At 48.9% G+C, this 21,283-nt stretch carries 16 protein-coding genes; 11 read left to right on the forward strand and 5 right to left on the reverse strand.

The genetic code is table 11. The features are described 5' to 3' along the window. Positions 1–37 precede the first annotated feature (37 nt). From H7F31_RS02735 to H7F31_RS02755, 5 genes are all read left to right on the forward strand, one after another. Positions 38–967 (forward strand): ABC transporter permease, encoded by a 930-nt coding sequence (locus H7F31_RS02735; protein ID WP_087568337.1) that lies wholly within the window; start codon positions 38–40, stop codon positions 965–967. Positions 968–978: 11 nt separating this feature from the next. Then, positions 979–1,872 carry a carbohydrate ABC transporter permease gene (locus tag H7F31_RS02740; RefSeq protein ID WP_187102919.1) on the forward strand — a complete coding sequence of 298 codons (894 nt, stop codon included), beginning with the start codon at positions 979–981 and terminating at the stop codon, positions 1,870–1,872. Between the two features lie 43 nt (positions 1,873–1,915). Further along, entirely contained in the window at positions 1,916–2,668 is a 753-nt protein-coding gene (locus tag H7F31_RS02745; RefSeq protein WP_187102922.1) for a response regulator transcription factor, read from the forward strand. After that, positions 2,665–4,419: a sensor histidine kinase gene (locus tag H7F31_RS02750; RefSeq protein WP_187102924.1), complete on the forward strand. Its 1,755-nt coding sequence runs from the start codon at positions 2,665–2,667 to the stop codon at positions 4,417–4,419. The genes H7F31_RS02745 and H7F31_RS02750 overlap by 4 nt, the downstream gene beginning before the upstream one ends. Positions 4,420–4,538: 119 nt before the next feature. Beyond that, entirely contained in the window at positions 4,539–6,149 is a 1,611-nt protein-coding gene (locus tag H7F31_RS02755; protein WP_187102934.1) for an extracellular solute-binding protein, read from the forward strand. 152 nt (positions 6,150–6,301) lie between these two features. Here the strand turns inward: H7F31_RS02755 and H7F31_RS02760 are convergent, their stop codons facing one another. The 4 genes from H7F31_RS02760 to H7F31_RS02775 form a co-directional block, all read right to left on the reverse strand. Then, a complete protein-coding gene (locus H7F31_RS02760) occupies positions 6,302–6,643 on the reverse strand; it encodes a DUF2512 family protein (protein ID WP_087568342.1) in 342 nt (113 codons plus the stop codon). 119 nt (positions 6,644–6,762) lie between these two features. Next, the gene (gene araA / locus H7F31_RS02765; protein ID WP_261800282.1) at positions 6,763–8,184 is read right to left on the reverse strand and encodes an L-arabinose isomerase; all 1,422 of its coding nucleotides are present in this window, start codon (positions 8,182–8,184) and stop codon (positions 6,763–6,765) included. Between the two features lie 42 nt (positions 8,185–8,226). After that, positions 8,227–8,922: an L-ribulose-5-phosphate 4-epimerase gene (locus H7F31_RS02770; RefSeq protein WP_187102937.1), complete on the reverse strand. Its 696-nt coding sequence runs from the start codon at positions 8,920–8,922 to the stop codon at positions 8,227–8,229. Positions 8,923–8,924: 2 nt separating this feature from the next. Further along, complete coding sequence (locus H7F31_RS02775; RefSeq protein WP_261800283.1) at positions 8,925–10,547, reverse strand: xylulokinase; 1,623 nt, start codon at positions 10,545–10,547, stop codon at positions 8,925–8,927. Positions 10,548–10,839: 292 nt separating this feature from the next. Here H7F31_RS02775 and H7F31_RS02780 point away from each other — a divergent pair, with 292 nt between their 5' ends. Beyond that, the gene (locus tag H7F31_RS02780; RefSeq protein ID WP_187102939.1) at positions 10,840–11,922 is read left to right on the forward strand and encodes a GntR family transcriptional regulator; all 1,083 of its coding nucleotides are present in this window, start codon (positions 10,840–10,842) and stop codon (positions 11,920–11,922) included. A gap of 105 nt (positions 11,923–12,027) precedes the next feature. Here H7F31_RS02780 and H7F31_RS02785 read toward each other — a convergent pair whose 3' ends face one another. After that, positions 12,028–12,861, reverse strand: a complete 834-nt coding sequence (locus H7F31_RS02785; RefSeq protein WP_187102941.1) for a tetratricopeptide repeat protein — start codon at positions 12,859–12,861, stop codon at positions 12,028–12,030. A gap of 219 nt (positions 12,862–13,080) precedes the next feature. Between H7F31_RS02785 and H7F31_RS02790 the strand changes: the two genes are divergently transcribed. The 5 genes from H7F31_RS02790 to H7F31_RS02810 all read left to right on the forward strand — a co-directional run bounded on the left by H7F31_RS02790 (position 13,081) and on the right by H7F31_RS02810 (position 21,264). After that, positions 13,081–14,037, forward strand: a complete 957-nt coding sequence (locus tag H7F31_RS02790; protein WP_187102942.1) for an ABC transporter permease — start codon at positions 13,081–13,083, stop codon at positions 14,035–14,037. Positions 14,038–14,056: 19 nt separating this feature from the next. Further along, entirely contained in the window at positions 14,057–14,932 is an 876-nt protein-coding gene (locus H7F31_RS02795) for a carbohydrate ABC transporter permease (RefSeq protein ID WP_187102944.1), read from the forward strand. A gap of 71 nt (positions 14,933–15,003) precedes the next feature. Continuing rightward, the gene (locus H7F31_RS02800; RefSeq protein ID WP_187102946.1) at positions 15,004–16,587 is read left to right on the forward strand and encodes an extracellular solute-binding protein; all 1,584 of its coding nucleotides are present in this window, start codon (positions 15,004–15,006) and stop codon (positions 16,585–16,587) included. Between the two features lie 92 nt (positions 16,588–16,679). Further along, a complete protein-coding gene (locus H7F31_RS02805; RefSeq protein WP_187102948.1) occupies positions 16,680–19,388 on the forward strand; it encodes a CBM96 family carbohydrate-binding protein in 2,709 nt (902 codons plus the stop codon). 13 nt (positions 19,389–19,401) lie between these two features. Then, a complete protein-coding gene (locus tag H7F31_RS02810; RefSeq protein WP_187102950.1) occupies positions 19,402–21,264 on the forward strand; it encodes a sialate O-acetylesterase in 1,863 nt (620 codons plus the stop codon). The last annotated feature ends 19 nt before the right edge of the window (positions 21,265–21,283 follow it).

The following is a 21,283-nucleotide window of genomic DNA, read 5'->3' on the forward strand; positions in this document are numbered from 1 at the left end:
ACATCGATGAAATCGCTTGCAAGGGAGGATTCAACTCATGATCGAAGGTTCTGTTCCGAAGAAACGCCCGCTGCTGCGGCAAGTTCTTAAAAATCGCACGTTGTATTTATTTTTACTGCCGGCGCTTTTGTATCTTGGTATTTTCCAGTATGCGCCATTGTACGGCCTGCAGATCGCTTTTCGCGACTTTGTTCCAGTCCAAGGCGTCTGGGGAAGCGAGTGGGTCGGCTTTAAGTATTTCGAAAACTTTTTTAATTCGTATTCGTTTTGGACCTTGCTAAAAAACACGCTGCTCCTCAGCTTATACGAGCTGCTTGTTTCGTTCCCCTTTCCCATATTGCTTGCTTTGGTGCTAACGTATACGCCGATACCTTGGCTCAAAAAAGTGACGCAAACCGTAACCTATGCGCCTCATTTTATTTCAATTGTGGTGCTCGTCGGCATGCTGTTCGTTTTCTTGTCGCCTTCGAGCGGCATCATTAATATTGTTATTCGCGCATTTGGCGGCACGGAAATTGATTTTCTCGGCGATCCGGGCATATTCAGACATTTGTTCGTTTGGTCCGGCGTCTGGCAAACGGCAGGCTGGGCCTCGATTATTTATATTGCCGCGCTGGCCAGCGTCAGTCCCGAGCTTCATGAGGCTGCCACGGTGGATGGGGCAAGCAAGCTTCAGCGGATTTGGAATATCGATATTCCTTCCATCCTGCCTACCGCCATTATTCTGCTCATTCTCAATGTCGGCCAGGTCATGAATGTTGGCTTTGAGAAAACATTTCTTATGCAAACGGCTCCCAACCTGTCCACGTCTGAGGTGATCAGTACCTATGTGTACAAAATAGGCATACAAGGCGCTCAATTCAGTTATGCCTCCGCCATAGGACTGTTTAACAACGTGATCAACTTTATCGTATTGATTGCGGTTAACAAGCTGGCTAACAAGACGACAAAAAGCGGACTATGGTAGGAGGGAAAGCTATGTTTGCGCGTGAAAGCAAATCGGATATCCTGTTTAATATTATCGTTACGGCAATCGCCTTGGTGGCGCTGCTGGTTACCTTTTACCCTTTGTACTTTATTACGATTGCCTCCATCAGCTCGCCCGAGGACATTCTTTCCGCTAAAGTTATTTTTAAGCCGTCTGGCGTCGATTTTTCCGCCTATCAGTTTATTTTTGAAGATGAGCGGATTTGGAAAGGTTATGCCAACACCATTCTGTATACCGTATGCGGGACATTGTTTGGTGTAGGGGTGACGACGCTCGCGGGCTACGCTCTATCTCGCCAGGACCTGGCCGGACGCGGGTGGCTGATGAAAGTTATGGTATTTACGATGTTTTTTAACGGCGGTTTGATCCCTACTTATATGGTTGTCAAAGAGCTGAATCTGCTAAACACGCCTTTTGTACTCATGATATTGGGCTCCGTTTGGGTCTATAATATAATCATTAGCAAAACCTTTTTTGAACAGACGATTCCGAAGGAGCTGCTGGAAGCGGCATTTATCGACGGCTGCGGCAATTTCCGTTTTTTTATGTCGGTCGTTCTGCCCGTTTCAAAATCCGTGATTGCCGTAATCGCATTGTTTTATGCGGTCGGGCATTGGAATTCTTACTTTAACGCATTGATTTACGTGACGGAACGTAAGCTGTATCCTTTACAGCTGATCTTGCGAGATATTTTGGTGCAAGGTCAGACGCTGCCGGCGCCAAGCGATGCATCGGAGCTGGAGGCGCTCGCCGAAAAGCAGCGTATTGCCGAGGTGATCAAATATGGCGTCGTTATTGTATCGTCCCTGCCGCTTCTTGTTATCTATCCGTTCTTGCAGCGCTTCTTTGTAAAAGGAGTTATGATCGGCTCCGTTAAAGGTTAATTACGAAAAAGTATTCATTCTGTCAGCAAGGGGGAGCATTCGTATGACCTACCGTGTGATGTTGATCGACGATGAACCGTGGGCAATGGTTTATTTGAAGCAAACGTTTAACTGGGAGGATAGGGGCTTCGTTATCGCTTCCGAGGAGAGCAACGCCAAAGATGCGCTTGATTCGGTAAAGGACGTCCGGCCGGACGTTATCTTTACCGATATTCGAATGCCTGGTTTGACGGGGCTCGAACTGATGAATGAGGTTAGGACGCTCGGGATAGAATGTGAATTCGTCATCATGAGCGGCTTTGCCGAGTTCTCCTACGCGCAAGAAGCAATAACGCTGGGCGCCTTTGAATATTGCCTCAAGCCGATTGCCGCCGACAAGGCGGATCGGCTTCTTGTACGTCTGCGAGAGCGGCTTGGCGCCAAACCCAAGTCTTCGGAGGAGCCTTACGGCCTTGCGCTCCCGAACGAACGCAATCTGAAATTCGAGGATATGCTGGACTATATTCAGTCCAACATTCAAGATAAGCTGCATCTGAAGGAGCTCGCCAATCAGTTTTATTTGAATTCAAATTACTGCTGCCACCTGTTTAACAAATATACCGGCAAAACGTTTACTGAGTACGTCACCGAGCTGCGTATGAAAAAAGCGGCCGGGTTATTGGCGAACCATCGTCTCACCATAGAAGAAGCGGGCAGCGAGTCCGGTTATCCCGACTACTTTTATTTTAACAAGGTATTTAAAAAGTATTATGGACAAACCCCTTCGGAATATCGAAAGGCAGTCAATCAACCATGAAAATGAAATGGAACTTTTCCAGCTGGCGAATACGCACGCAGTTCGGTGCTATATTGGCAGTCTCCATGCTGCTTATTCTCATCATCCAGATGATTTATTATTTCCAAATGACGAAGGTGACCAAAGAACGTGTGGAGCTGTTTACAAAAAGCAGCATCAAACAAGTTGTCGATACCACCGACATTATTTTTGAAAAAGTGAGCAAAGCAGCGATTTATTTCTCGTACAACAGTTATTTGCAAACGTTTCTTGCCATCGACGACCCCTTTGAAATTTTTCAGGCCCAAAAGTACATCGAAGACATGATTACGACGGCTGTCGAGATCAACTATGAAATCGAAAATGTAGTCATTTTAGATCCGGCATTGAAACGAAAGTATTATTATAACTCCATTCAGGTATCCAGTGCGCTCGATCAAATAGAAACGACTCTTCGTGAAGGCGACGGATCGAAGGGTTTTATTTTTTTGCAGGGCGATGAGATAGAAAATCGGGATTATCTCGCCTATGTCATGCCAATCGTTTATAGTGCGCCTGATGCGAGACGCGGGGAAAATTTGGGGACGATGATCATCTTTTTGAAGCTGGATGCCTTGCGAACGATTATGCATGAAGCCGCGCCGTCAGACGAAGTAGATCTCGTGATTGTTGATTATAAGGATAGGGTCGTAGCATCGAACTCGGAGCAAATCGTTCCGGGATCGGTTCATCAGGGGTCGCTTCCCTCCAAGCCTTCGGAAGGTATTGCGATCAGAGAGAAGATCGGCAGTACAGGCTGGAACATGGTAGGCGTTATTAAGATACCTAATGTTGTTAAAGATTACGAGTTTTTAAAAAGCTTTTCGATGATCGTCGGCATTAGCATGCTTGTTTTGCTCGTTTTGTTCGGCCTTGTGTTCCATCGCAGCTTCGCCAAGCCGTTATCCAGGCTGCTCGACGAAATTCGAAAGGTTGGCGTCGAAGACTTCGGCAAACGAATTCAGGCATCTTACCAAAGCGAAATTGGAGGGATTGCCCTCTATATCAATCGCATGCTTCAAAAGCTCGAGCTCATGAACCACGATCAGCTATTGGTGCAAAAGCGGATGTACCAGATTGAAATCAGCAAAAAGCAGACTGAGCTTTATGCCCTGCAAAGCCAAGTCAACCCGCATTTCCTGTTTAACACGCTGCAAAGCATCGGCGGAATCGCTTATGCCAAGCAGGCGCCGGAAATTGTAGATATGACCGTCTCGATGGCCGAAATCTTTAATTATGGCATTAAAGGCAACGACAACGTGACGATTCGAGACGAGCTCCATATTGCTCGGCAATATTTAAATATTATCGATATTCGCTTTAACGGCCGATTCCAATGGGAGATCGATGTACCCGATGCGCTGCTGGAGCTGAACACGATAAAAATGATTCTTCAGCCTATCGTCGAAAATGCCGTTTATCATGGGTTGGAAAAGAAGCTTGGCCAGGCAAGTTTAAGCATTGCCGGATGGCTAGAGCAGGACGGCTTGTGTATCCAAGTGAGGGATAACGGTCCCGGGATGACGGGCGTGGAGCTGGCGCGCATCAAACAAATGATTGCCGACATGGCTGAGCTTGAGCTCGGAAGCGCAGGCAGACAGAAAATCGGCATCGCAAATATCCAATGGAGAATTCGGGTAAGCTACGGCGAGCCATACGGTCTAACGGTCGATAGCGTCGAAGGGGAAGGGACAACCGTACAAATTAGAATTCCCATTCTTGCAAACAAGTGAGTTCATGACAAAGAGCGCTGAGTTCTGTCCATACAAACGCGATTTTAACTTGCCTATAATAAAATAGAAGTCGATTGAAAACGTTTTCTTCAAGGAGCAAAAGGAGGGCTACAGCACAGATGAAGATGCAACAATGGAACAAAAAAGCAGCGACAATAATGGCCGCTACGATGTTGACTGCCGTAGTGTCAGGCTGTTCGGGCGACGGAAACGGGAATAAGGAAGGGGATTCCGGAAAGGAGATCTTTAATGCGACGGGCATGCCGATCGTAAATGAGCCGATTACCTTAAAGCTGCTGGTGTCCAAGAGCGATACAGATCGGTCGAGCTGGATGGATAAGGAAGCCATTAAAATCATTGAAAGAGATACGGGCATCAAGCTTGATATTACAGAGGTTCCGGCCATGGCATGGAACGAGAAAATCGGGGTGACGATTGCATCAGGCGATTTGCCGGACGTCATTATCGGCGGCATTCCTAACTTGACGTTAAACAAAGGTTCGCTAATGCCGCTAAACGACTTGATCGAGCAATACTCTCCAACTCTGGTGGAGCTGTATGAAAAACATCCGGAGTACAAATTCGCGGGCACCCTCCCTGACGACAATCTTTATTCGTTGCCGCTGCTTCAGACCAAAAGCGGAAACACGGGGGTTAACTTCTCGATCAACCAGGAGTGGCTGGACAAGCTGCAATTAAAGGTGCCCGAGACGACGGAAGAGCTCTATCAAACGTTAAAAGCGTTTAAAGAAAAGGATCCTAACGGCAACGGCAAGAAGGATGAAATTCCGTACAGCTTTTATACGGACGAAAACTACGGTCTGGACGCGATGCTGTGGCATTTTGGTTTAGTCAACGACGAAACGGCGCATGTCATGGTCGAAGACGGAAAGGTGCTGTTTGTTCCGGCCGACAATAGATATTTGGACTATTTGCGTTTCCTTCATAAGCTATATGCCGAGGGTTTGATCGATCCGGATGGTTTCGTGCAGAAGAGTACGGACCTGTACACCAAAGGCAACAAAGGACTGCTTGGACTTTTTAATCATCACTCCTATGCCGATATTGCCGTTGGCACTGAAAATGCAGAGCATTACACCGATATTCTCCCGATGAAAGACGCCAATGGAGAAATTACGGTTCTGGGATCGAAATTCGCGGGAGATTTGGACATCGATCAATTCGCCATCAGCGTTAACTCCAAATATCCCGAAGCGATTGTACGGATGTACGAGTATATCAATTCGGACTTCGAGCGAATGATGACGATGGCTTTTGGCCGCAAAGATGTAATCTGGAAAGAAAACGCGGACGGAAAATGGGAAAAAATTACGACCCTTCCGGAAGGAATCAACAACTTCGCGGAATTCCGCCATACCGAATCGCCAGGCATGAAAGGCTTCTATCTACTCAAGGACGAGGATATCGAAAATCAAAACGTTACAGATCCGCGGGACCTTAGAGAGCAAGACAAAAACATATTTTATAAGTCCTATTTGAAAGAAGAAGTCATTCCTAAAGGGATGGATACCATCGAAGCGGAGCAGGAAAAAAATAATATGTTTACGGAAATCGACACCTATATTCAAAATTTCCTTGCTCAGTCCGTACTGAAAGGCGTAGATGACAAGCAATGGGCCGCACATCTCGACAAGCTTGAAAAGCTGAACATTAAACGATATGTGGAGCTATACCAATCGTTCTACGACCGTTCCCAATCGTTCAAATAAGCATGATACAGATAACGTTCCTGTATCGGCACTATTGAACATAGCAAAAAAGGCCCCGCAAACCTTGCCTGGATCCTTGATCCAGGCAAGGTGCGGAAGCCTGACAGCTCTTGAAAACGCTACTGTGGATTCTCGTTGGCTTAACGCTGCCTCTAGCCAGAGACTCTAAACTCTTCATTGAATACGAAACGATGGAGCACCCACTCCGCTACGCCGATCAGGAACGCGATAAACGCCGTTTCGCCCCAAGACAAGTCCCAACTGAAGCCGTAGGACAACACGGCCAGATAGATCGCGGCCAGCACGATATCGCACAAGGCGGCAAAAAAGTTGTTCGTCGTCCGGAGCAGGAATTGATCGCCGATCAAATAGGACACCACTGTTAAACCGGTGGCGGCGAGCGCGGCATTCCAGAATCCGATCTCCGTATAGTACAAGAGGAGCGCGACAACGATGGCTCCGTTGACAAGCCACTTCAATATAAACTTCAACATCCGGGTAAGTCGACCTCCTTAAAACTGCCGGTTACGCTGATTTATCCGCGTATAGGTATAGAATTCCACACCGGGCAGACTTTATTCGGCGACTCGTATCCGAGGAGATTGAACGAAAGCTACTTAATAACGACGTACTCCAAGTTAACCAGCTTCGCGTAGGTCACGATTTGGTCCGTCGTTAGATTTAAGGAAACAACGGTATGGTGTCCGCCGCCATTTTCGATCCAGGCCCTGACCCCGTCCTGGAAGTTTGGCTTCACGGTCCACAACACGCGGGCGACGGGCAGCTTGGGAGCGGGGATCGTCGGCTCGAACGCGGATACCTCGTTGATGAGCAACTTATAATGCGTGCCGAAGTCCGCCATGGAGACAACGACGCCTTCGCCGGCTTTGCCGTCGAATACGAGGCGCGCCGGATCCTCGCGATCGCCGATCCCAAGCGGAGACACGATGATCCTTGGCTGGCTGCTCGCCAGGGTTGGATCGACCTCGAGCATATGGGATTGCAGGATCGCTTCCTGACCGGCCGCCATCTCGTATGTGTAATCCTCCATAAAGCCCGTGTTTTGATTGCGGCTCATGACCTTTAGCAGGCGGTCAAGCGCGGCCGTCTTCCAGTCGCCCTCGCCGGCGAAGCCGTAGCCTTGCGCCATCAGGCGCTGCACCGCAAGACCCGGAAGCTGCTTCATGCCATGCAGATCTTCGAAATTCGTCGTAAAGGCATTGTAACCTTTCTCGTCCAGGAACCGTTTGATAGCGATCTCGTAGCTCGCTTGGATTCTGACGCTGGCTTCCCAGGCTTCCTTGCCGTTCTCGCCGTATTCGAACACGTAAAGCTCGGCGTATTGCGCCATCAGGTCGTCGATCTCCTGCTCGCTGACGGCGTTTACGTATTGCACGAGGTCGCCGATGCCATAGTAGTCCACCGTCCATCCGAATTGGATCTGGGCTTCGACTTTGTCTCCATCCGTTACGCCGACGTTGCGCATATTGTCGCCGAACCGGGCGACTTTAATGTTAAAGCTTTCGTTGTACGCAACTGCTACGTCCATCCAATCGGCAATCTGCTGCTGTACTTCCTGACGCTCCCAGTAGCCGACGACGATTTTATTTTGTTTCTGCAGACGGGCGTTGATGAAGCCGTATTCGCGATCGCCGTGAGCAGCCTGGTTGAGGTTCATAAAGTCCATGTCGATCGTAGCCCAAGGAATGCTTTCGTTGTATTGCGTGGCCAGGTGCAGAAGAGGCTTCTGGAGCAGCTTCGTGCCGCGAATCCACATCTTTGCGGGCGAGAACGTGTGCATCCACGTCATGACGCCGGCCACCTCGTCGCGATAGTTAACTTCCTTCATGATGCTAGTAATCTTATCCGCGCTGACAGCCAAATCCTGCAACACAAGCGGGTATGGCAGCAGGCCGCTGTTATTCAAGGCATCCGTCATCGTCTGCGCGTGCGCCTTCACTTCGGCCAGCGCCTCTTCCCCATACAGATGCTGCGAACCTACGACGAACCAAAATTGTTTATCTGCTGCTGACAACCTGATCATCCTCTTTTCTATATGATATGTGGAATAAGTCCCTTACTTCTGCCCGTAGTAGGCGTCCTTGCCGTGCTTCCGGAGGTAATGCTTATCCAGAATGCCCTGCGGCAGCTCCTTGGCAAAATGGTTCAATTGCCGAGCATACAGATTCATCTTGCACACTTCCTCCAGCACGACGCTGTTCACGACCGCCGACTTCACATCCTTGCCCCAAGTGAACGGCGCATGGCCTTGCAGCAGGACGGCCGGAATCGCCATGACATCCAGCCCGCGCTGCTCGAACGTCTCGATAATGACATGCCCCGTCTCCGCCTCGTATCCCCGGTCAACCTCTTCCTGGTTCAAAAAGCGGGCACAAGGAACCGCGCCATAAAAGGTATCCGCATGCGTCGTGCCCATGACGGGCACATCCAGTCCCGCTTGCGCCCAGATGGTCGCCCAGGTGGAGTGGGTGTGCACGATACCGCCGATAGTCGAGTAATGCTTGTACAGGACGGCATGCGTAGCGGTATCGGAGGATGGCCTTAGTTCGCCTTCGACCACGTTGCCATCGAGATCCACCACCACCATGTCGCTCGGCTTCATCTTCTCGTAGCTCACTCCGCTTGGCTTGATGACGAACAGGCCGCTCTCCCGATCGATCGCGCTCGCATTGCCCCAAGTAAATTTCACGAGACCGTGCTTCGGCAGGTCCAGATTGGCTTGATATACTTCTTCCTTCAACTGCTCCAACAACGTTAGCGCCCCCCGTTCTCTAGCAGATGCTCGACGGCAGCCTGCTCGATGGCCAGCCCTGCCTTGTAGCGTTTGACGAAGGCCCCAAACCCTTCGACATCCTTGGCATCCGGAGCGATCTCCGTTCCTTCGACATCCTTGAACACTTTGCCCTCGAGGAAGTCGGCCAGGCTCTCTCCCGAAGCCTTGCCCGTCAAGTAGGAGGCCAGCAGCGCCATGCCCCATGCCCCGCCTTCTCCGGCCGTGGACATCACCGAAACAGGGACGTTTAGCGCGGCGGCTACGATCCGTTGTCCCACGACCGGCGTTTTAAACAGACCTCCATGGGCCAGAATGCTATCGATCGCGACCTGCTCGTTCTCGGTCAGAATATCCATCCCAAGCTTCAGCGCCCCGAAAGCGCTAAACAGATGCGTCCGCATGAAATTAGCCAGATTGAAATTGCTCTCCGGCGACCGGACGAACAATGGACGGCCTTTCTCGATGCCCGTAATATTTTCGCCGGACAGATAGCCGTAGCTGAGCAGCCCGCCGCCATCCGGGTCGGCCTCGAGCGCCTTGTTCAGCAGCACGCTGAACAACTTGCCGGAATCGATATCGATGCCCATCGCCTCGGAAAATTCGCGAAATAATCCCATCCAGGCGTTGAGATCGCTGGAGCAGTTGTTGGCATGCGCCATGGCGACCGGACTGCCGTCCGGCGTCGTGACCATATCGATCTCCGGATATACCTTGGACAATTCCTTCTCCAGCACGATCATGGCGAATACGGATGTGCCCACGGAGACGTTGCCCGTTCGCTTCTTTACGCTATTGGTCGCCACCATGCCCGTCCCGGCGTCGCCTTCCGGCGGACAAAGCGGAATGCCTGACTGCAGATCGCCCGCAGGGTCCAGCAAAAGCGCCCCCGCTTCCGTAAGCTCGCCGGCCTGCTCGCCGGAGACATACACCTTGGGCAGGAGCTCCTCCAGCTTCCATGCGTAGCCTTTGGACGCAATCCGATCGTCGAATTGACTTACCATCGTTGCGTTGTAATTATGACTGGCATCATCAATAGGGAACATGCCGGAGGCGTCCCCGATGCCGATGGCTTTGTTGCCGGTCAGCAGCCAGTGGATGTAACCCGACAGCGTCGTTATGAAATCAATGCGAGGGACATGCTCCTCCTCGTTTAAAATCGCTTGATATAGGTGCGCGATGCTCCATCGCTCGGGAATATTGAATTGGAATAAGTTCGTGAGCTCCCTGGCCGCCTGCCCCGTCGTTGCGTTGCGCCACGTCCGGAACGGAACTAGCAGCTCGCCCTTGCCGTCGAATGCCAGATAGCCATGCATCATCGCGGAGAAGCCTATGGAACCTGCGGTCCGAAGAGTCACCCCATAATTCCGGTCTACTTCCTGCTTTAATTCGCGGTAAGCGGTCTGGAGACCCTTAAGGATATCCTCCTGGCTGTACGTCCAATAACCGCCCTTTAGCTGATTCTCCCACTCGAAGCTCCCCGATGCGATCGTCTCGAAGCTTTGATCGATCAGTACCGCCTTGATCCGCGTCGACCCCAATTCTATCCCTAGCGATGTTTCGCCCTTGGTTATTGCTTCCTTTAAGTTCACTTGACCCCTGGTCACGTTTATCCTCTCCCCTTCGCGGTTGCAAGTCCAGACGATTGTTAATGCTATAATAGCCGCTCCCGTCTGTCCGACAGATTCCATAATAAACCAGTCGCTTGACATATGGAAGAAGGCGCTTTCCCTAACTGACAGCCTTAGTATATTTTTTGTACGTACATTTGTCAATGAAATTGAATAGTTATACCCACAATGTCCCCGTCACTACCTTTTGTTGCATTTTCATTCTGAAATAATCGTGTTAGAATATGTACGTACAACTTTCCGAACACTAATGAAAGAAGTGGATATCGTGAAGCCCAAGTATCAGATCATTATAGATGATATTAAAAGCAACATCCTGTCGGGGACCTACAAGGCCGGCGAACAAATCCCTACGGAGCTGGCTCTTCAGGAAAGCTACGGGGTCAGCCGGCAGACTGTCAGGAAGGCCATTCTTGAGCTCTCGAACGTGGGGTTTCTGCGGAGCGAGAAAGGCTCCGGCACGTATGTCAGCAGCCAATATCGTTCCAAAACGGGCGGAGTCGCTGCAAAAAAAACGATCGGCGTCATTACGACCTATATCTCCGACTATATCTTCCCTTCCATTATCCGCGGCATCGAGAGCCGTCTGAACGAGGATAACTACTCCCTGCTGCTCGCGAGTACGAACAACGACATCATGCAGGAGAAGAAGGCGCTCGAGATGATGTTGTCCTACGGCGTGGACGGACTCATAATCGAGCCTACACGAAGCAACGTCTACAACCCTAACATTGCGTACTACTTGTCGTTTAAGGAACGGGAGGTTCCTTTTACGATGATTAATGCCTATTACGAAGAGCTGGAGGTTCCATTTTTTTGCCTCGACGATGTGCAGTCCAGCTATCTCGCCACTCGGGAGCTGATCGCCAAGGGCCATACCCGGATCGGGATAATCGCGAAGATGGATGATTTGCAAGGGAAATATCGCATGAAAGGTTACATCAAGGCGCTTGGGGAAGCCAAGCTTCGATTCCACCCCGAGCAGGTGCTGTCCTTCGACACGGAGACGAAGCCGGATCTGTCCGTCAATCTGGAGGAATTCCTGGTCGATAATCGGGAAACATTGACCGCGCTGGTATGCTATAACGACGAGGTGGGTCTGGAAGTGGTGCATGCGTGCCGAAGGCTTGGGATCGGCATTCCGGACGAGCTGTCCATCATAGGCCAGGACAATTCGTATATCGCCAAAAACGCGAATATCAAGCTAACGACGCTGACCCACCCCCAAGAACAGATGGGGCGCGATGCGGCCGATTGGGTCATCAAATATTTGCAGGGCAAACGGGACTTGCCGGCGAGCATCTACTATCAGCCCGAGTTGATCGAGGGCGAGACGGTAAAGGCGATTTAGAGAGCATGGTTCTGGTTGCCAAGGATGCAAATAAGGCACTCGGGTTAGAGTGCCTTATTTATATAGGACAAAAAATTACGTATTAATTTTATTATTTGTACGAGCTCAAATCTTTTCTAATGCATCCGTTTCCACGGCTAACTTATCTTTTAATTGTTCAATCTCGGATTTTGTAATACTAGTAACCAGCGCTAACGTTCTTTCGGACGCCAACCCGGCTTGTTCTGCCGCTTCCTCGTTCCGCCCCAGCCCTTCAAGCGTTTTCGCATAATAGTAATACGAATCCGCATACCTAGGCGATTTGGCCATCACCTTTTCATACATCCTTGCCGCCTCGTCCAACCTGCCCAACATGTAGTAATTCTGCGCCAAGTTATCCGTAATGGTCAGATCATTGTCGTCGTACTCATAGGCTTCCTCATTAAACGCAAGCGCAGACTCCAGATCGCCTTTCAGCAGCTTGAAATACCCCAGGTTTCCGACCACCGTCACCGTTTTATAATCCTGACAGATTTCCTCCAGTAGCCCAATCGCCTCGTCCTGCCTGTTCAGCAGCCAGTACGCGGTCGCCAGATTGGACTTAGCCTGCATGCGAACATCCGTTGAGGTAGCGACCAGCAGGAGCTTCTGCAGCACTTTCTCCGCCTTCTCCTGCTCCCCGACCTTCATAAGCAAAAATGCATATTGAATATGATGCTGAGGGTTGGCGTTTTTCGATTTATACGCCTTCTCCATAAACGCCAGCGCTTTATCCAGGTCCCCCTGCGCATAAACCGCATTGCCCCTCAAAACATACCACGTCGAAAGATTGGCGTAGATCACATAAATCAACAGTCCGGCAATTAACCCGATTCCGAGCAACCAGTGCACCTGAAATCCAATAACAATTACAATGAATACCCCAGCCAGAATAAGCAGTACTTTCACGATTTGCGGCACTGTCCTTCACCTTCTCCCTCAAGTCTAAATCAGCCACAATAAGTATTTCTACATAAGTCATTCTAACTCTTTTCAAAAATAATAAATAATTTATTTATGTGGACGATTCTCCATATAAGTTGTTCTTTTCTCTAATATCCGGATTGTCATCGTTAAATCTATAATAAACACAGGAATGAAAGCGATTCATAAGTACGTTGCAGAGGTGAGGGAATCGGGATGAAACTAAATTTGCTCCCTGTCCGGGCTATTAAGGCAGGAGAAATCCGGAGAGAAAGCTTCCTTAAGTACATGGTAAAGAATAAAGCCCTATACATCATGTTGCTGCCAGGGTTGCTTTATTTATTAATCTTTAAGTACATTCCAATGCTGGGAATCGTGCTTGCCTTCCAAGACTATGACATCTTCGAGGGCATACGGCGGAGCCCATGGGTCGGCTTGCAGTGGTTCGAAGAATTGTTTAAATACGAACGATTTACCAGATTGATCTGGAATACGCTCATTATTAGCTTGTACCAGCTTATCTTCTCGTTTCCGGCACCGATTATACTCGCCTGTCTTTTAAATGAGCTGCGGCTAAGATCATACAAGCGGGTTGTGCAAACGATTCTTTATTTGCCTCATTTCTTGTCCTGGACGATTATATTCGGGTTAACCTATATGCTGTTATCGACAAGAATAGGGCTAGTCAACCAGATTGTCGACTACCTCGGCTATGAGAAGATCCAATTTTTACTTGAACCCGGCTACTTCCGGACGCTAATCGTATCTACAGGCATATGGAAGGACATGGGCTGGAGTTCCATTATATTCCTTGCCGCACTTGCCGGCATCAATCTATCGTTGTATGAAGCGGCCAAGATTGATGGGGCGGGTCGCTGGAAGCAATTTCTTCATGTTACTCTCCCCGGAATCATGCCGGCGATTGTTATCTTGCTGCTGCTGCGGATTGGTAACATCCTTGATCTTGGTTTCGAGCATATCTACGTATTTTTGACCCCCATCACTTACCAGGTAGGCGATGTTCTGGATACCTTCCAGTATAGAGCCGGGGTTGTCGAAGGGCAATACAGCTTTACGACGGCAATCGGAGTATTTAAGTCGGTAATCGGCTTTATATTATTGGTCGTCGCCAACAAAGCCAGCAAAAAAATAACGGGAGAGAGTCTTTATTAAGGCACGGGAGGAGAGCACCATGAAAATCAAACAATCATTAGGAGAAAAAACGTTCGACATCGGCAATATTTTGTTCCTGGCCCTCATGTGCATCATCGTCCTTATCCCGCTGCTTCATATTATTGCAGGTTCATTCAGCTCTACTAACGCACTCATTCATTCGCAGGTCAAGCTATGGCCGGTAGAGTTCAATTTCGATAATTATGGGCAGGTTCTAAATAACTCGTTTTTTTGGAACTCGTTCCGGGTTACGATCTTCATTACCGTCGTAGGCACGATTATTAATCTTCTTCTTACTGTCCTGATGGCGTACCCTTTGTCCAAGTCGGGCCTGCGCGGCCGCAAGATTGTTGTTTTGATTATCGTATTTACGATGATCTTCAGCGCGCCTCTTATTCCGACTTATCTCGTTGTGAAGTCGCTTGGTCTTATCAATACCCTTTGGGCGCTGATTATCCCCTCCGCAATCAGCATGTTTAATGTCATCCTTTGTCTTACCTTCTTCAAGAGCTTGCCTGAGGAGTTGTTCGAAGCGGCTCGCGTAGACGGCATGTCCGAGTATGGTATCTTATTCAAGATCGTGGTCCCGTTGTCGGTTCCCATTCTTGTCACGCTGACGCTTTATTATGCCGTTCACCATTGGAATAGTTACTTCTCGGCGATGATCTACATTACGAAGCCGGATCTGAGACCTTTGCAGCTATACTTATACTCCATGATCGCGCAGGGGAACACCAATGATGTGTCCTCCAACATCATGGAAGAGCTCGATACGTCTCCGGAAGGACTAAAAATGGCGACAATTATTGTCGCGACCGTGCCAATCATGTTTATCTACCCGTTTATACAGAAACATTTCATTAAGGGGACTATGCTTGGTTCGTTAAAAGAGTAAGCTTGATGTCCGCGCCTATGATGCGTTGATATATGAACAAATACATTGTAAAAATGGGAGGTTCGTTTTGGATGCTTAGAAAAAAAATGTTGTTAGGTATTACTGCAGCATTAATGGTAGTTTCAGCTTGTTCTGGCGGGTCAAATGCACCAACGAGTACGAATAAGGGAGAAGCAGGAGGTGCTCAAACGACGGCAAAACCGACGGATTCGGTTAAAGAGGTCGAAAATACCGACCCCGTAAAAATCAAATATTTCGTTTCGGATAATAACTTCGTACTTCCTGATGGTCCGATGTCGGAGCAGAACTATGTCAAATATCTGGAGGAAAAAACAAATACGAAGCTCGATATCGAGCTGATTGCTCACGGAAAATACGAAGAAACCTTGCGACTGAAGTTCGCTTCCGGCGATACTCCGGATTTATTCACGGGATATTCTTTGAATTATGCAGGAGCGCAGGAGCGCGTACTGCCGCTTAATGATTTGATTGATCAATATGGTCCAAACTTGAAGAAGGCTATTCCTCAGGAAACCTGGGATTCCGTTACGATTAAAGGACAAATTATTGCGTTGCCCAATGTGCTGCTGACCTCCAACAATACGGCATTATATGTACGTAAGGATTGGATGGAAACGGTCGGGGCCTCCGTGCCAACTACATCTGATGAGTACCTGGATCTGTTGCGGGCATTTCGCGATAAAGACCCTAACGGAAACAAGCTGAAGGACGAAATTCCTTTCTCTATGAGGGAAAAGTTCACTTGGTGGGCACCCATCAAAGGGATGTGGGGCTTGGCAGGGAATTACGTGGAACACGAAGGCCAGATTATTCCGTCTGTTATTCATCCCAATATGAAGCAGGTTCTTGCTTACCTGAAACAAATGTATGATGAGAAGCTGGTAGATCCTGAATTTTTGAACAATACGGGCCCTGTACAGGAGAAAAAAATTCTATCCGATCTGGTAGGTTCCTTTAATCATGAAACCTTATCGGCAAGCAATTGGAATTTCAAGCTTACAACGTCACTAAAAGACACGAAGCACGAGCTCATTACCATTCCGACACCGCGAGGTACCGACTATGAGGGTGCTCTAGGGGGGAATCTGGCCCCTAGCAGCCGTTATTGGTTTATTATGAAGACTGCGCAAAATCCGGAAGCGATCATTAAGATGTTCGATTGGCTCGCTACGCAAGATGGAGCCGTTTTCGCGCAATTCGGTCTTGAGGGCGACACCTATGTAAAAGAAGGCGACAAAATTATTTATGATACCGCCAAAAACAAAGAGAAAAAGCTGGATCTGCGAGCCGCATTACTCCGCGGGGTTGGCGCAGGGTTAGATCCGGAAGCCTTGCTGGTGCGCAATGAGGAAGAAACAAGATTGTATCAATTCTCGAAGGATGCCATCGCTTTATCCAAACAAGAAGGGGTGGCCGACGTCATGACAGGGCTTCAAGATCCTAAAATCCTGTCGCGATTCCCGGATCTGAAACCGGATACGGGCGCCTTGTTCCAAGAAGCGGCCGCCAAAATCATTTTGGGCGATGTATCGATCGATTACTTTGATACCTTCGTAAAAGAGTACCGCGAGCAAGGCGGGGATGACCTTATTAAGGAGCTTACAGAGAGCTATAACGAACTACATGGCAAATAACATGAAGTAAGCGCAGGTGCCGGCATGTACGATTACCGCTACATATCGGCGCCTGTTTCTTATAACTTTTATAATCGAAAGGGGAATCATTAATGAAAAGAAGTAAGCGCTTTATCGTATCCAGGCTGATGTTGTTTATTTCTTGTATCTGTTTGTTGTCTCCCGTTCTTGGCCCTAATCAAGCCGAGGCTTTTTTCGGGGAAAAATTCGAGCCGGCGGATGGGAAGATCCTGTCCTCGGCTGGTCAACGGCCTTATAATATTGCTCCCATGATGATGACGGCTGATCCCGACCGCAAGCCTGCAATCGTAACCATGTATGATCCATTGCTGAATACGAATTTATCGGCTCCCGTTCTGGAAGCCCCCGCCCTTTATCCTGGCGCCTATCTTCAATTCGGTCAGTCTCTAGGAAGTGAAGACTCGGAATTAGACGTCATCAATGCCGGTACGGTAGACGAGAAAATCCATGCGCTTGCCAGAAGGTACAAGGAGGTTCCGGCTAATCTCTTTATCCGCATCGGGACGGAATTTAACTGCCGGAATTTTACGGCCGCCAAATATGTAGCCGCTTACCAAAGAATCTGGCATATTTTCGAGGATGAAGGGGTCACGAATGTAGCCTGGGTATGGACCGCTTGCGGACGGCCTATGTGGTCGGAAATCTCCGCCTTTTATCCTGGCGATCAGTATGTGGATTGGTTCGGATACGATCATTGGACCAAAAATAAAATTACGATTGAACCAAGACCTTCGTACGTTTCCGCCGCTGTCAGCCGCAGCAAACCTATTATGTTAGGAGAAACGGGCGCCAATTATATGGAAAGCAATAGCGAAAATTGGGCGGATCTTGGACTTAAATTTTTTAACGAGCTGAAGGCATCCGGCGTCAAAGCATACAATTATATTAATTTTGATTGGGAGACGAAGTACGGTGTAGGAACAACCTGGGGTAAGGGCATGTATACGGAAGATCCCGCCTGGATCTCTATATACAATACAGAGATGGAAGACAGTATCTACATTCACCGTGATTCATCCTATTATCAGCCTATCGCCTTGAACATGCAGATCGCGGCAAGAATTCCTAACCTGGACTACAGTGCAACCGGGCTGCCTTGGAGCAAGTCGGCGGATGAGTACAGCATGCTCACAGGGTACGATTACACCATTGCCACGCCCGGAACTATGATCTATAGCGACAGCAGTCCGACCAGCAAAGCCTATTGGCTGCAAAGCTCGACTGGAGAGCTGTCCATCGATATCACCGTTCCGACAGGATCGTCCGGCTACATTCAATTGGATGCTTCCGACCCGAACTTTGGTCATGACATCTTTGTCGGAACCCGCCAAGTATACAATGAGATCACTCAAACCAATAGGGTAAAGTTCAAATATGAAGCTTCGGATATTGTTAGCGGCAAGGTGACTGTCACGATAAGCAAACCAGGTTCAACAGATATTAGATTACGTGCCCTTACCGTACAGATGATTTCACCTTCAGCCCCGACTGCGCCTTCCAATGTAAGGATTGCAAAACAAACGGAAAATACCCTGAAGCTAGCCTGGTCGGCAGTGCCTGGAGCAGAAGCGTATGCCATCTACCGCGATGGACAGATTATTGGCTACAGCAAGACAACCACCTTCAACGATAATTCGGATTCTAATTACGCAGGGATTGATTCCGTTTATTTCGTAACGGCGTTCGATGATCGCCAAGGGGAAAGCAATATGTCCGCGCTTGTCATCTCTGAGCGGATTCAACAGACGGTTAGCCCTGCTGCCGATTCTTATGTGGATGGCGAGCCTTCGAAGATTAACGTAAATTACGGGAATCGAACGGAAATGATTGTAAAGAACGGTACGGGCGACAGCTTTGATCGGATGTCCTTCTTAAAATTTAATCTTGCAGACGTTGATTTGTCCACGATCGGCAGCGCCAAGTTGAAGGTGTATGTGAATTCAACAACGGCTGAGGATGTGTTGACCGTCTATGAGACAAGCGACGATTGGGTTGAAACGGACCTTACATGGAATAATCAGCCTGCTCTAGGCAGTGCAATCTCCAATGTCAGCGTTGCTGCAGCGGGTCAATATTATGAGTGGGATGTCACTTCATATGTTAACGCCCAGATTGCTGGAGATCGGATTCTTAGCGTTGCTCTTTCGTATGAGGCCATTCCATCGAGTTATGCAAGTCTCTCCAGCCGGGAAGGGGCGAATCCGCCGGAGCTTATTCTAAGCACGCGCGAATATTTGCTGGACGAAAGCTTCGATAATGGATCGACTGGCATAGCGCCGTCATCTTGGGATGTGACAACTGCCGGCGGTACGGTTACCGTTGACAATTCCCCAGGCGGGACGAATAAAAGTCTGAAGCTGCTTGACAACAGCTCCGCCGCCGCAGTGTCCGCCGCAACAAACTTTACGGCATACGCCGGAGATGTAACTTATGAATTTGATATGCTAAGCGCACAGACAAACGGGAGCCTGGGCATAAGCGGAAGAAGCCTGGCGGGGACCAATGCATTTACGTTAGCCTTTAGTCCCAGCGGCAATATCTATACCTTTGATGGAGCCAATCAATACCCTGTTGAAACCTACGCGGTCAACACCTGGTACCACGTTAAGATCGTTGCAAGAACATCCGCGAATACATTTGATCTCTATATCAATGGCGAATTGAAGGCAAGCAACCTTCAATTCCGAAACTCCGCCTCAAGCTTGAAGGGGATTTATCTTAATACCGGAGCATCCGTACCTGGCACCTTTTATGTAGATCATATTCAAATTTACAAGTAAGGGGTGTATGATGATGATAAAACGTTTTCAAGTACTCGTTATTATTATCATGACATGGACGGGTTTACTGGGGGTTGTCTTATTGAATAAGGATTTGGCTCATGCCAATAGTAATCTGGCACTCGGAAAATCGGCGATTATTAACCAAGGCGGAACGCTGGGGACAACTGATGCAGCCTATATAACGGACGGCAATCCCTCCACCATGTGGAGATCCTATGCTCCCGGAACGCCCTCGGTATTAGCGGCATCCGTAACTTTGGACTTAGGCTCGATGCAGCTGTTTAATAAGATTGTCCTTACCGAATACAGGCAGAAGGCTAATCAATTAATTGTAAGCATCTCTGATGACAATATCGGTTGGAGCGAGGTCTATAATCAAGTACTCCCGGCCACTAGCGAGACCAATCGGACAACAACGATTGCCGTTGACAATCTTGCGGCCAGGTATATTAAAATTTCAGCTCCGGACGCGACCTACGCATTCGGCATCCATGAGCTCGAGGTCTATAACATATCCAGCTTTTCCAGCATGATTGTTCGTACGGACCTCTACGGCAGCCCAGGCGTAACCATCGGCTACCCGGAAGAAGATTTCCATTTGTACCTGCTGATCGGACAGTCCAATATGGCCTCGAGAGCTCCTATCGAGCCGCAAGATATTGCCGCAGTTCATAGAACCTATCTGTTTAACGGACTCAATCAATGGGAGACGGCAGGGGCTGGCCTGGTAACCAATTATCCGGCTATCACTACCCTTCAAGGCTTGAACAGGTACTCTTCCGTAGAGGTTAATACGAAGATCAATGGATATAGCTTAGGCAGTTCCTTTGCCCAGGCGATTACCGAGGAATTTCCTCACATCGGGGTCGGCATCATCTCCAATGCAAGAGGCGGCACCACGATGGCCCAATGGCAGAAGGGAAGCGGTACAAATCTTTACGAGGAGGCGGTCAGAAGAACGCTTGCGGCCATGGAGTCCGGTACGCTTAAGGGCATATTGTGGCATCAAGGAGAATCCGATGTCGGTCATGTCGGTACGTATATGAGCAGTCTCAATATGCTTGTCACGAATCTGAGGGAGGATCTCGGCATGCCGGATGTGCCCCTAATCGTGGGCCAAATCTTGCCTGGCAAGAGCGCCTCCTTCAACAATCTGCTTACAACCATAGATCAGCATATTGACGAATCGGACTGGGTTTCCAGCAGCGGGACCTCTTCTGTAGGAGACGGGACGCACTTTAATAATGCGAGCCAGAAGCTGCTCGGTCTGCGGTATGCGGATAAGATGATTCCTCGGTTATATAATGAGATTCCGCTTGTGGATCTGATCCGTGAGAACTTTAATGATAAACCCGTCGATACCGCGCCATCGAATTGGACCGTGACAACGGCGGGAGGAACAGTCACGGTTACAGATGCGGCGAGTACTGGCGATAAACACCTTAGACTGCATGACAACAGCTCGGTTGAAGCCGTCTCCGCCGCCTTGAACTTCACCCCGTACGCCGGTGATTTGACTTACGAATTCGACATGATGAGCAGTAATACGAGCGGAAGCATGGGCATAAGCGGAAGAAGTCTGGCGGGGACCAACGCATTTACGTTAGCCTTTAGTCCCGTCGGCAATATCTATACCTTTGATGGCATCAGTCAGATCAATATCGTTTCCTACTCTGCCAACACCTGGTACCATGTTAAAATTGTTGCGAAGACGTCTACCAATACGTTTGACCTCTTCATTGACAACGAAATAAAGGCAAGCAATCTTTCATTCCGTAATTCGGCGGCTAGTCTGAAAGGAATTTACTTAAATACGGGAGCATCCGTACCGGGTACCTTCTATGTTGATAATGTGCGCGTGTATCACTTCTAAAACCGATTTCACGAATGGA

It is taken from the genome of Paenibacillus sp. PAMC21692, from assembly GCF_014303795.1.
In the GTDB taxonomy this organism is placed as follows: domain Bacteria; phylum Bacillota; class Bacilli; order Paenibacillales; family Paenibacillaceae; genus Pristimantibacillus; species Pristimantibacillus agaridevorans.